Below are 14153 nucleotides of genomic sequence, written 5' to 3' on the forward strand. Positions count from 1 at the left end.
ACTTTTCTTTTTAAATCAAATTCCTCTTAATACTCAATTATCCATACTTTTACTATGACTCTGGAAAAAGAGTTATGTTTTATTTCCAATTTTTCAGGCAATCGGCACTTCATTATTGCAGATTAGAAAAAAGCATTTCATTATTCTTATTCCACAATTTTTATTCTTAATTTTTTATCTGGTACGACTCGCCATTTATCACCATCTAAATACAGTTCGCCATCAACTCCTATTTGTTCGATTTTTGTCCCATTTTTGGCATGCTCTACAATTTCACAAACCGGCTCTAGGTATACAATGTAGTCATGTATAACAGCTTTAATATTCATACTTTCCGTCCAAAAACGAAATGTTGCCTTTTCAAGATTGTCCTTCATTATTGTCATTTCATAGGTACTTCTATTTTCTGGAGTATCATGAATTTTATCTCGCCAAAAAAAACCTTCTTTATCCGGGAATTGATGGTATACTAAGGGATAAGACTTTTCTTTAAATGATGAATTTCTTTTTTTCTTTTTCGTTTTAATCATTTCTAAAGCGTTCTCCAGTTCAAGTCCAATTGTTTTGATTTCACTCACTACATTAGTAGAAATACCATAGAATTGCATTTTTAGTTGGGCCAATTCTTCTATATCCTTTTTGAAGTTATCGCTATGGCGTTGATCAAAAAACTTATTCACCATCTCTTTACTGGAATCTACCACCTCAAGTATAAGCTGCTTATACGTACGTACAGATTCCGAAAGTTTTTTTTCTCCTTGAGCTGTAAGTCTGTTAAATTTATCTTCCCCAGAATTGGCTAAGGAGGCAAATAAAGTGTCCGAGTATTGTCTAAAATTGGAAGCTTCTTGCTGGTTTTGAGAAATCAATTCATGGAATTGATCGGAAAGGAATTCTAACTGTTTTGCACTTTGCACTAATACAGTTTTTAATCTTTCATAATCTGTAATACTTGTTTCCAGTTGGACATTGATTTCCGTGAAACGTTGGTTGGTTTTCGCTACCAAATCAACATAATACTGATAGTCTAACTCCAATGCCTTGGTAAACGATTCAAATAATTCTTTTTGATGCTCTAAAAAAGTAGCATTCGTTAATCCAAGTTTTGCTATTTCCTTTTTGGTATCTACAACTATACTATTAGCCTCGCTTTTCACAAAGTTCAATTGTATTGTTGTCTCTTTTTTAAACAATTCTAGGTATCGATAAAAATAGATTCCCAAACCAATTTGCATAAATAGTATCAGCAATCCTAAAATAATAATCCAAGGAGATTCATTCATTCTGGGCAGTGTTAAACGATCTTTATTTTTAATTTTTTATCTGGTACGACTCGCCATTTATTACCATCTAAATACAGTTCGCCATCGTCTCCAATCTGTTGTATCTCCCTCCCCCCCTCAGAATGCGCTACAAGTTCACAAACTGGCTCTAAAAATTTATCATACTTATTTATTGCTGCATTTATGTTTTTACTTTCTTTCCAAAAACGAAATGTTGCCCTTTCAGGATTCCCCTTCATTAATGTCATTTCATAGGTACTTCTATTTTCTGGAGTATCATGAATTTTATCTCGCCAAAAAAAACCTTCTTTAGTGGGTCCGTATAAATATAAGTAAGTAAGAGCTGGAGTTTCATCCAATATTTCCTCTTTTTGATATGGGTTATTCTGTTGAGCATTTATATTTTCTTCTCTTGAAGTAATTTGCTTTTCCAAATCTGCGAACAATTCATCTCTTTTTAGCTTTATCTTTTCTTTCCAAGTAGTTTTAGAAAAAGTCTCATTAATCGAATTTTCCTGTATAAATTCTTTTTTGTATTTGTCAGTAGTTTCTTGGACAACCTCTCTACGTAATTTTTTAAATTGACGAACAAAATTTTCGATATCGAACATCTCATTAATTAGTTTTAAAACATTCTGTCCCGAAATAAAACTACTCTCTGAGATTGTTTCCGATATCACTTTAATTTCTTCACATATCTCTTCTATATTTGCAAGTGATTTTTCTACAGGTTTCATCTCTATTTCTGACCATTTCCTCCTCTCCTTTTCAAATGAAGTTTGAAGCTTACTTATTACATTTTCGAATTCAGGCATCAATTTTTCATAAAGATGATCAGTCTTCCCGCCAACTTCCATATTATTCTTAGTTTTAAACTTTTCATCTACTATTCTTTTTATATATAAGCCTATTCCTATAATTAACAGTAAACTAAAAAAAAGCAAAAGATCAACAATGCCACTCAGTTTTTCATCCAAGTCTGTTAATTTTGCCTGACTGTTTCCTTCTAGCACTTTCAACTGAGTCTGAACATTCTTTATTAGAGTATCATTATTTGTTGAGGGGTTACTTGGTTGATTATTATCGCCAGAAGTATATGTATTCTCAAAGTTTTTTTTAAAAATAGAATCCAATAACGCTTTATCATCTTTTCTACTCGTATTAACCAATTGTTTTTTCGAATACGCGATTAAGAGCTTAATAAAATTACGATATAGTACCTTACTTGCTTTTTCTGCATCCTTAATAACAGCATTCCTAATATTCTGCTTGGTATTCTCGAAAATCTTAGCTATTTCAATATTTGGTCCAAGTTTAGTAGCTTCAAGTGCATCTTTAAGGTCCTTTTCTGCTCCGATACTTGACTCACCGTATACGCAGGTGTTACAATCAAACTTATTTATGCTATGATCTGTCTTTTCCAAAAGAAATTTTGCAAAAAGACAATTGATTTTATCACCGGCTTGAGTAAATTTCGGTTTACTAAACGTAATCTCTTCATTATCCGGAGCCATTACTAAGAAATTACCTATTATGGCACAAAAAAATAAATACTTTACTTTCATCTTCTAATTCCTATATTTATTAGACTCATCCTCATTAACCAGTACTTTAGAAAAATGAAAAATCATTTCAATAATCGGATAGAAAAACAAGGTTTCCGAGAATTCATCAACTCCTTCTTGATTGATTTTATTGTTAATTGCCGTTCTAATGGAACTCCGTATCCTATTCTTATTACTAAAATATTCACGGAGTTTTTTTCTGTTGAATGTTTTGGACAGACCAAAAGAATCTGTAAAATCTACCTCAAACCAAAGTTCGTTGAACATCATATCGATAAAAGCACAAACGTTCTCAACAACCGTATCGATTAGATCTTCTTCCGAATCTCTAATTGTACTATAACCATAGTCTGCCAATTCCCGTTTACCTTTAAGCAAAGTATTGGCATCTCCAAATCCAATTTTAAAATTTCGCTCATCACTATTCTTTTGTCCTTTAATAGTCTGCAAGCCCTTTATGCCTCCTTCTGCCGTTGCTTTTTTGGGGTCTGCCAAAATTTCCAAATCAATTTCTTCTTCATTTTCTGCATCAAAAACATGGCTAAATATTTTTGATACCATTTCGGACATGCCTTGATACCTATTTAAATCCAAATCTCTATTAGTAATGGATACTAGGCGAGCACCATTGCCACTTAGTCCAATTTTGTGAGGAATCTCATAGCCTCCCATTTTCATAAGTTGAGCCGCATGATAAAAAATGGCGGCATTATGCAATAAAAAAAGTACTTGAAAGTCTTCATCCAATTTTAGGCGATCTCGAAACTCCTTTAAGCGGAAGAAATAGCTAATCATATCAGTAGATAGTAGCCCTTCGGACCCATCAATTCCATGAATAATTTTTTTGGCTTTTATATCGTTTTGAAATTCTTGAAGTAATATATGTTTGTACTTGATATAAAAACCATTGTCTTTACCATTACCTTTATTCAATCCACCATTGAACAGGGCATTTCCTGCAAAACGAAAAGAAGTAGTCAATGATGGCTTATCATCTTTAAAAATTAGGATATCTGTTGTTCCTCCTCCAATATCAATATTCAAATAAATTTTTCCAGCACCGTAGGCTTTTACCTGTCCAAAAAAAGGTGCCCATGACTCTGTAATAGAGGTAATTCTTTTAGTTTTAGTTGTGCTTTTACCGAAATATTTTTCATAGACTGAATTCCAAATTTCGTCAAAAGCATTTCGCTGCCTCGTTCCCATACTTAGCGGTTTAAACCAAATAAGTTCAGTAAGTTCAGGATTTAATCCCTTACTTATTATTTTGTTCCGTGCCATCCACACCAATTGATCAATAAAAAGGCGCAACCTATTTTTAGCCGCATTATCCCCTATTGTAGAAAAATCCCATTTTAAGTTGGAATATAAATTATCTAAAGCTACTCCTTGTCCCGAATTTGTTCTTAATTCTTCCATTCCATAGGCGAATGGGATATTAATATTGGTCAAACTACGTAAAGTCTCTAATCTCGTAGTATCTGTATCATTATCTTCGTTAATCACCGTTGGAATGGGAAAAGTATACTCCCCCGCTGATCCAATTAAAGAAGGGAGAAATTCTGCCAATTGAGGAACACTAAAATCATCAATATTCTTTGAATTAAAATTATATTGTTCACTTCCATTAAATTCATATTCTGGTTTGTGCAAAAATGCCAAGTGAAGCCCTTCTCCTTTAGATGATTCATTATAGGTATCCAATTCAAATAAGTAGTCTTTATTGGTAGCGCAGACAACATGCGTACTACTGGTACCAATATCGAAAGCGACCATGGACTTCGTATTTTCAACAATGGGCGTTATCCTTTTACTAAAAAGAGGAAAGACTATACCTTGTGCCACTACATTTTTAGTATTAATTTTTAGGGAAATCAAATCAAAGCTTACGTCATCATTATGAATAACCGTTCCTTGGGTTTCATTATAATCAAATACAGACAACTCGGTATATTTAGAAACATAATTCTGGTTTTCCTCTTTACGGGTACGTATAAATTCATCTTTAATGTTTACGTAAGTATTTTTATTCGTTTCCTTGTTCTCCCTGAAAAACTCGGAATTAACCATTACATCAGTATCGTAATATTGTACTATTTTATATTGATCGTTGTACCGAGTATTGTCCACTTTTATAAAAGGATAAATACCTAATCCCAATGAGGTCCCTACTATAGCTCCATTTCTATTCTCGCCTCCTTTTATACTGGGCTCACTAGATTTCACATACAATTTCTCGTAAGTAATACTCCCACTCCCATTATCACCTAGTACGGGAATACGTAGTTGCACAGTAATAGCACCACTACCTAAACACTCTATAAAAAGCTGCTCTTTAAGATCTTCTACCGTAAAATATCTGAAATATGTGGGTTTTAATGGCAGTAGTATATTTTTAAGGTTTGAGGTATCATATCCCTGATCGCCAAAAGCCCAAAAACATTCTTCATTAATATCATAGGATAGCTGAATGATATGATCAGCCAACACATCCCCTAATTGTAGATAAGGATATGATATGTTGGTTCCGGGAATCTTTCTTTCTTCAATAGCAACCTCTAAATCTTTCCGAAGGTCAATATCTTCTTCCAAAGGGCCATCGAATAAATTCCAATGTTTTTTCTTGGAACCTTCAATTAAAGCCAACGGATAGCTCGTCAAGTTTTTAGAAGATCGAATCCTATAATCACTCACATTTAGTTTACCTTCTATTTCGGCTACCTTAATAGGCTTATATTTGTATTGTGTTTTTTCTAATGCTCCAAGGAGATAGATGGGAGCATTACCGATATTCAACAAATCGTATTTTGCTATATATTCTTCTGGCAACTCACTCATATTGTTTAACTTATCCACTACCTGGTTAAGTTCTTTGTTATTTCTTACCGTATTATTATTATTCCTATAGACATTTAACTCTGGAAATGCCGTTTGCACACCGGGGCTTTGACTAAAAAATATGTTTAAGAAAATCTGAAACTCTAAATCCCGCCGATAAAGCGGAATATTTTCACTAAAAAATTCCTTGCCATCGAGTTTTTTTATTTTTGGCAAGCTAATTTCCCTATTCATAAAGAAACCACTTAAGGGAGATCCCCCGGCCAGAATACGATCCTTATAAAAAATTAAGATAAACTGATCGAAAGCCTTTTTTTCACCTACTCCTGATGGCATGTTGTTAAAACGTTTTCCCTGACTATAATTATGCCCATATACTTCCAATGTTTTAGCAAAAGTGACTTGTCCTTGCGCCTTACTTTCCTTAAGCTTCTCCAGTTCATCATCATCCCATGTTTTTATGACGATACTGCCTTTTAGTGATAGTATTTCATACGAATACAGTAATTCATAGATATCAAGGCAATCCGATATAACCTTATGATAAGTAGAAGTCCCGTCCAACACTTTTTTTAGATTGTCCTGTGCTTTTTCCGCTTCTGCGAAGTTGCTATTAACCTCGGAAAAAGCGGTTACAAACAGATGCATTTGAGCATATGGAGAAGGTATAGACGTTACGGGTACATCTACATTTTCCATATTGTCTATAATTTTAGTGATCCCTTCATCATTAAAAGGGTTGCCATCATACGCATTCCAAAGCAATGCTGCAGTAGTCTGATTTTTAACTGAACTTATTTTGGTTGCCATATTTTTTTATTATTAATTATTGAACCTTGTTTCATAAATATTTTCGACCATAGCGTGTAACAGGCTAAGAAAGTTTGATGCTATAGCATCCTTACTGTCTTTAGATTCCAATTTATCTGCCATGTGATTTAGAATGGTATCCGGGTCTATATTATCTCTTTTAAAAGTGCTATTCGATCGCACAGGTTTGATGTCCCTCACAATATTAAAAAGCGCATCTTTTCTAGATAAATCCAGTTCTATGCCTGCTGAAGGTTGTTCTTTTAACTCCTCCTCATTGGAGATGTTAAGATTAAAGGGAACAAATTTTCTAGCATGAACGTCCAAGCCCATTTCATAGAGCCAACGATAAAAATAGGTGCTGGCAAAATGGTATAGCCCATTAACAAAAGTGCTCTCTGCAAAATTACCTGGAGTCTCCAAGGTTCTATGCCATGTCATTCTACGATCTTTTAGTGCTTTTTTCAGGAAATTGGTATTGTATAGATTAAAGTACATGAACTTAATCAGGGATTTAACCATGGTATCCTTACTACCCCCCAGGTGATTTAAATCCAAAATACTAGCATCATTTTCAACTCCAAACTCGAAGTACTTTATAGGTTTTTCCAGCATATTCCGCGTTTCCGCCTTCTTATCATAATTCAGAAATTTCAATATGGACAACGCCGAAGCAAATTCGATAAAATTGGCTGGGTTTTTTTGTTGGGTTCCCCCATCATTATTCTCATAGGAACTCCTGCGATAATCCCCAATGTAGAAGAGAGCATCAAGGTTTTTTGTAAGGTACCGGTTATAATAAGTAAGGGCCGCCTTGGTTTTGGTTACAAAAGTATTTGAATTGATGGCACTTTCCCCTGTATCGTATTTGGATTTATCCACCTCAAAATAAGGCATCAAGGAAATACCACCAATTATAGCTTCTTTAATATACTTCGCATTGGGAAGATTACTGGTTTCATCCCTAAATAAATTTAACAATAGTGGAAAACCGGCTGCCCCCGTACCCCCAAATATGGAACTGAGAATAAAGATGCGATCCCCAGATTGGATTTTTTGAGCAAATTCCCGAAACCCTTTTGTATTTACTACATCCCTTAAAACAATACTGCCCACATTGGGAGAACCTAAAAACCCTTTCTCCAAATTCATATGTAGGGCTTTTGTTCCAAAAAGTAATTCTACCAATGCTTTTGTTTTACTTAATTCGTTCGACGGAAGAGTGGTATACTCTATCATCTTCGCTAAAGTTTCGTATGTGGAACCACTAATATTTAATTCTTTAGGTTCATCTATTTGTGTTCGGAAAAACTTAGTATTGTTTTCATCCTCGACTGTGGCATCTTTAAAAGCAGCACTTCTGATTTTATTGTATAATTTAATTGTATCTCGGAAATGGTTAAGATCGCCATTGTTAACATCGGTATCTATTATCATTGGCACAATACGTTCCGTATTAGCATACACGCCAGATGCTAATAACATGGTTAGGGATTTTAATATTCTAGAACCTGAGCCCCCAATACCGAAAACATATAATTTGGACATATCTTTTTTTTAAATGATTAAAATAATTTAAAAGGGATGTATTTATGATGAATGCTAAATCTATTGAACACAAGAGACCAGAATAGATAAAACAGGATGGCATATGCAGTGCCATTCCACAGGGAAAAACGCCAAATATCCATAACAATACTTCCTAAATCACCCTTAGTCTCAAAGGCTACAAACCCGCATAAAATTACCGTAAGCAGAAAATTCAAAAACGAATTGAACAGCATAAATAAAAACCAATATTGCATAGAGGCATAACGCTTGGTGCCACCTCTTCCTAAAACCAAGTAGTATACAAGGCAAAAAATAAAAGAGGTGACAAAAAGTGTTAGAAAACCAAGAAAAAATCCTGTTCTATTCCAAGTTTCCCAATCGGTTTCATAGGGTTCAAAAAGAGCATAAAAAAGTTCAAACATAGTTTATTGTTTAGTTTTAAGTGTAAACTGTATTTCCATTAATTGGATATCGTTATATCGTTCTTCAAAAGCATCTGTTATCCTGTTTAAAGCAAAAGTTCTTCCTTCTAAGGAATCCGTCGATTTCTGATAATCATCCTCCAAATGCGAGTCCTTTATCCAGGAAGGTTGTTTATTTGAAAAATCCAGTTTAAAATGCGTATCATTCTCATTTAATGTCGTAAAGGAAATTGTAATAAAATGGCTCAATTTATTCTTGTAAATCTGCCCTTGTACTTTTTCGTAATTTTTAACGGACGTAAAGGATACTTCATCAAACATTTCGATGGTAGCATACTGTTCAAGGTAGGCAGGGGAAATATGTATAATTTTAGATAAATATGCCGTATTTCTAAGGCTATTAGGAAGTGTACTTAAGTCCAACCCTAGTGTAAAAAGTATAGGTCGATCTTTACTGACTTCGTTTACCGTAAGTTGTTGTTGTTCCGTGTTAATGAAAATTTTCCCTTTTCTAGGGTGTGATAACAAGTGTACAGGAATATCAGTATAATCAATATTATAAAAATGGGCATCATCATAATCCTTAATAATACCTGATGAAATAATTTCTTTTAAATTTTCTTGCCTGCCTATAACCCATATATAGAAAGGGCGATTATGAAGAATTATATTTTCGTAAGGTTTGGGTAAATCAGGGCTATTAAGTCCTCCTGTATTTTTTCTGTCGTAGTACCAATTACCATTAAAATCGCTGGTATATTTATAAACGGCAGCGGAAACTTCTGTTCCGAGTTTTTGATAGATACCATGTGTCAACAGACCTCCTTCCGCTAGGTTGTCTTCATCTCCAAAATCCAGTATACAGTCTGATATTACAATATTAACTGAGGCACTATCAACATCCTCAACCATTTGTTGAAATATTTGATGTAGTCTTGATGATTTCCCTGTAAAGATTTCCCCTTTGCGCAGTGCATTATAAAAATCACTTAAATTACGCGTATACTTTAAGGGTTTATCCGTAATGGTATACAAATCAATAGCAGAAAATTTGGATTCCAAATCGGTAATCAAATAAGGTACAATGTCCTTTAATTTGTAATCGCCAGCAACATCAGTATTAACGTACCCCTTCATACTTAAGGATGTTTCCAAATAAAAGTTGATTTGAGGGTTACTTGTTGTATTTTCTCTAGAAACACTATCCAAGGTATACATCAATCGATTATCTCGACATGAAATCGCCAAAAAAACAATCAATACTATTTTAAGTTTTTCTCTCATATTTTGTTTCCTCTATCTTAGATACTCATTTTTGGCTGCTATATAGGAATCTTGAATTCCTTCACAGGCCTAATTTCATTGCAACCCAACCTTTTTATCATCCAACAATTTTTGAATGGCAAAGATGGTATCGCTTGCTTCAGATAAATAAGGTTTTTCATCTTTAAGGTTTTCAATGAAAAATTTATCAGGTAATACCAACTCTATGGATGTGCCTCCTTTTGTTTCTATAATGAAATTTCTGGATAAGTTTACTTCTTCTATATTTCCCTGGACAATGGTTGGAAAGGCCTTTTCCATTTTAGAAGTTCTAGTTTCAAGGCCTATTATTTTTTTTAACCATCGAATGAATGTATTAAGTACAATACTCTTTTGTGTGATGTCTTGGTAATAATATGTTGTTATTTCATTAAAATAGATATTATAAATAGCCGTATCTAAAAGGTTTCCGGTGAGGAGATCTAATTTGGCAATGGCCACTACCAATTTATCTTCCATACATAGTAAAAATTGAAAAATCACGGGCGTATACCTGTAGACATCATCTTTTCCTCTTTTTTTACGATTAAAAGGGATTTCCAATCGCTTTAATAATGCACTTAACCCTAAGAATAGCTGTGGCCTATAATAATGTGCCCGTATCTCAAACTGATTTAAAACATCCTCTGAATCTATATTCGCTTTTTGGATAAGCAATTGTTTAAGATTTGTGATATCTCTGCTTAAAGCTTCGTCAAATTCCCTATCCGTACAGGCTTTATGTCTCAGCAAAAAATAACGGCTTACATAATAGATCAGCGGTATTAGGCCTATGAAATAGCAAAAAGACAACAGCATTAATAGCAAGACCTTTTTAATACTTAAGTCAACAAAATAATAGCGTATATTTTTACGTCCTGTATTCATATTGCAATGTGCTCAACTGTTTTTTACCTTGTTCCAAAAAGCATCAGGCTACCAAGCTTATATTACTTGGCCCCAATAGCCATTAATAAATCCTTTTGCCTGTTTTTAGGAATTTTAAGTACGGTATCTCCGTTAAGAAATAACCTATTGTTCTCTATTTTATAAATTTGATTTAGATTAACTATATATGATTTGCTCAAACGATGAAATACTCCCTGTTGCACTAGATATTTCTCATAAAAATCGCGCAAGGAAGATTTCACCAAGTAAGGCTTTGCGCCAATGACAAAAATGTTAATGTAATGGTCTTCCGCTTTGATATACAACATATCCTCAAACTCTATCCCTTCAAAAACTCCTCTTTTTTGAGAGACCCATAATTTTTTGATATTACTGTAATGTCTATTGATGGTATTCAGAAGCTTAAACTTCGTATTGTCCTTATACCTAGAAAAACTAAAGCGCAAGAAAATAGGCTTAAGGAAAAGCAGTACAATTTTATACAACAAAAGTGACTTAGTATTCATCTTTATTCATTTTCAAGCACCTACGAGTTCCTGAATTTGATAAAGAATTTAGACTCAAGCAAAACTATTCCGTAAAGTATGTAAGAAAGTTCGTGAAACTAAGAAGAGAGGTCGTGAGTGGTTCAGAATTAACAACTCATTTAGAAAGATTTATGATTTTATTTTAGTAATCCATTCCCAGAGCTTCAAACAACGGTTTTATATGTTTATCTGGTATGCTTATACCCAAAGGGATTTTTTTAAGACCGGGATAGATAATTCTTTTCCCCCTGATTTTTACTACATGATCTAAATTGATGATAAACTTTCTTCCCAATTTGTAAAAATTCGGATAGCCTATAAGTCTTCCTTGATACACCTCTCTATCCAAGGTTTCCCTGCTCTGAAAAACTTCATCGTTCGCCATATAAAATTCGCAGAATTTATCATTCGATTGTATCAGTACAATGTCACTTATCAATAACCCCAAATGCCCTGAAGGGGGCTCCTTAACCCAATACTTATCACGGAAGCCTGCTTTGAAAGATATCCTAGTGACATTTTTTTGTTCTCTTAACATTCCAACCTCATGTACCGTCTGTTCCAGGGCTCTTGTAATGGTTGCATTGTCGTAGGGTTTGTGTATATAATTACAATGTTTTATATGTTTAGTACGTTCCAATATTTTTTGATCTGATAGCCCGGTAACAAACAAAATGGGAATGCTTTGAAATGCTTCCAGGCTTTCCCCAATATGTATCCCCGCATATCTATCCTCTTGTAACTGAATATCCAATACAGCCATATCAAAGCTGTTTTTGCGAATCTGCTGCAGTGCCTCTTTTGATTGGGAAAAAGGCCCGATAATCTCTGCTTTATCCTTAAAAAAATCTATAATGTATCGTGCAATTTCTGTTGCATGAAGTTCATCATCTTCTACTACCAAGACTTTCACAATAGTATTATTATTTAGGTATTTATTTGTTTATATTTTTATTGCCAATGAAAAGACATTCCATTCATTTTTACGTTCAAAATGTATTGGACCACCTAATTGTTTCGAAAATTTCTTTATAATTTGCCAACCTAAACCTTCAGACTTTTCTAGGCTTTCGAGAGGGAAAGCTTCTCCATTATCGCCATATGAGAATTGTATTCCTTCTGGAGTTTCATCCACATAAACTCTTATTTTGGAAGTTTCTTCTTTTGCCTTTAAGGCATGTTTATTAGAATTGGTTATCAATTCACTTAAGATAAAAGTTAGCCTAAGGGCAACATCTCCTGCTAAGACAATTGAAGATCCGATTTGTTTTTCCAGATGTATTTCTTCTGGTTTTAGATTCAATGCCTGAAATTTCTCTTTTAGTACACGATCAAGGTGTTTTTTTATGTGTATGCTGCCTTTAGGAGTCTCAGAAAGCATATCGTCAAGAGCGGAAGAGGCATACAACATATTTTCAACGGCTTGTATGGATTTGAAACCGGCCTTTCGTAATTCCTGAAGAACTCTCTGGTAATCATTATTTTTACGATGCACGATATCCATATTCAAAAGATCCAGATCCGTGTTCAGTATTTTTATTTTTCTTTTTTGCAGATACACTATTCCCAAAAATATCAGGAGCACCATAAATACGATTAATGCTATTTTTAAAAGCATCAATCTATTTTCTGCTCTGGCTTTTTCACTATCAGCGCGCTGCTTCTGTACTAAGTTGATATTTTCTTTTTGTTGCAATTCATATTGATTCCATGCCTCTGGAACTGAAATTTTCTGAATATTGAATAAGCTATCTTGAAGCACTCCCCATTTTAACTCATTTTCATAGGCTTTCTTATAACTACCAATAAGAGCATAATACATCGCCCAATGTTTTAAACTCTCTTTTTCGAGAATAAAATTATTTGTTCTTCGAGCATAGGACAAGACTCCCTCCAAATAAGGGAAGATGCTGTCTACTTGGGCCGATTCCAAGAATACACCTGCCAATTGATTTCCAGTTTCTGCAAGATTTCTTTTATCATTAGAATCTTGGAATAACTTATAGGCTTTTTGCAAATACTTTTCCGCAGATACGAACTGATTCAACCCCTTAAATGTAACTCCTATATTATTATAACTATGGGCAAGTTGATTTTTATCAGCGCCTTCTTTTTGCTTAATCGCCAATGCGCAAAAATGATATTCCAAGGCTTGTATAAAATCGTCCGAAGCCATATATGTATTTCCAATATTATTGTAAACTAGGGCCTGTTTTATTAATTTACCCTGCTCTTTATACAATTCTAGGCTTTCCACATAGTATTGCAAGGCCTTAACATAACGTTGTTGGTCACTGTGCAAATTTCCAAGCGCATTCTTTATAGAGGCCTTTTGGGAATTATACGCTTCTGCTTCGGCTATCTGCAAGGCTTCAATATAATATTTTATTGCTCTTATATAATTTCCTGAATAGGTATACGTAATGCCAATATTTTTGAGGCGACCAATAATGGCTTTTTTATCGTCTGTTATCCGATCTAGCAAAAGTGCTTTCCTATAGTAAACCCTAGCAGAATCCATTTGTCCTAATTTTCGAAAAGACAGACCGATATCGTTATAGGATTTCCTAAGCCCTATAGTATCTAATTCCAATGCAAAAGCTTGGGCGGCATCATGATATCCATCAATTGCATTTAGGTATTGATGTTTGTAATAACTTGAGTCTGCGCGCTGGTATAAGTAATCCCCTTTGTTTATTTTTTTCTGTACTCCAAGTTTTTCAGTAGGCGCATTGTTCTGGCTAAAACCAAAATGTGCAAAAACAATCCATACAATGAATAAAAAATTAATCTTCGTACGATTAATCTGTATCATAAACGGCCTTATTGGTTGGTAAATTACACCTGAATATAGTTAATTTATCTTACAAATTATAGTCGTTTAACGTATTCCTTTAATCTTGCTATAAAATTAAATGGAGCGCTAATAGCGCTCCATTTTTTTGG

10 protein-coding genes are annotated in these 14153 nt (G+C 34.0%); all 10 read right to left on the reverse strand.

The genetic code is table 11. The features are described 5' to 3' along the window. Positions 1–146: 146 nt before the first annotated feature. The 10 genes from ACEXOE_RS02265 to ACEXOE_RS02310 all read right to left on the reverse strand — a co-directional run bounded on the left by ACEXOE_RS02265 (position 147) and on the right by ACEXOE_RS02310 (position 14022). The gene (locus ACEXOE_RS02265) at positions 147–1283 is read right to left on the reverse strand and encodes a hypothetical protein (protein ID WP_394747103.1); all 1137 of its coding nucleotides are present in this window, start codon (positions 1281–1283) and stop codon (positions 147–149) included. Between the two features lie 11 nt (positions 1284–1294). Continuing rightward, complete coding sequence (locus tag ACEXOE_RS02270; protein WP_394747104.1) at positions 1295–2848, reverse strand: hypothetical protein; 1554 nt, start codon at positions 2846–2848, stop codon at positions 1295–1297. 3 nt (positions 2849–2851) lie between these two features. Continuing rightward, the gene (locus ACEXOE_RS02275; RefSeq protein WP_394747105.1) at positions 2852–6496 is read right to left on the reverse strand and encodes a hypothetical protein; all 3645 of its coding nucleotides are present in this window, start codon (positions 6494–6496) and stop codon (positions 2852–2854) included. A gap of 12 nt (positions 6497–6508) precedes the next feature. After that, positions 6509–8044 (reverse strand): hypothetical protein, encoded by a 1536-nt coding sequence (locus ACEXOE_RS02280; RefSeq protein WP_394747106.1) that lies wholly within the window; start codon positions 8042–8044, stop codon positions 6509–6511. Between the two features lie 17 nt (positions 8045–8061). Further along, positions 8062–8469, reverse strand: a complete 408-nt coding sequence (locus tag ACEXOE_RS02285; protein ID WP_394747107.1) for a hypothetical protein — start codon at positions 8467–8469, stop codon at positions 8062–8064. Between the two features lie 3 nt (positions 8470–8472). Then, a complete protein-coding gene (locus tag ACEXOE_RS02290) occupies positions 8473–9753 on the reverse strand; it encodes a hypothetical protein (protein ID WP_394747108.1) in 1281 nt (426 codons plus the stop codon). A 75-nt stretch (positions 9754–9828) separates the two neighbouring features. After that, complete coding sequence (locus ACEXOE_RS02295; RefSeq protein ID WP_394747109.1) at positions 9829–10524, reverse strand: hypothetical protein; 696 nt, start codon at positions 10522–10524, stop codon at positions 9829–9831. Between the two features lie 197 nt (positions 10525–10721). Beyond that, positions 10722–11186, reverse strand: a complete 465-nt coding sequence (locus tag ACEXOE_RS02300; protein WP_394747110.1) for a LytTR family transcriptional regulator DNA-binding domain-containing protein — start codon at positions 11184–11186, stop codon at positions 10722–10724. A 163-nt stretch (positions 11187–11349) separates the two neighbouring features. Next, positions 11350–12120: a LytR/AlgR family response regulator transcription factor gene (locus ACEXOE_RS02305; RefSeq protein ID WP_394747111.1), complete on the reverse strand. Its 771-nt coding sequence runs from the start codon at positions 12118–12120 to the stop codon at positions 11350–11352. 30 nt (positions 12121–12150) lie between these two features. After that, a complete protein-coding gene (locus ACEXOE_RS02310; protein ID WP_394747112.1) occupies positions 12151–14022 on the reverse strand; it encodes a tetratricopeptide repeat protein in 1872 nt (623 codons plus the stop codon). Positions 14023–14153 lie beyond the last annotated feature (131 nt).

It is taken from the genome of Spongiimicrobium salis (assembly GCF_043678055.1).
In the GTDB taxonomy this organism is placed as follows: Bacteria; Bacteroidota; Bacteroidia; order Flavobacteriales; family Flavobacteriaceae; genus Spongiimicrobium; species Spongiimicrobium salis.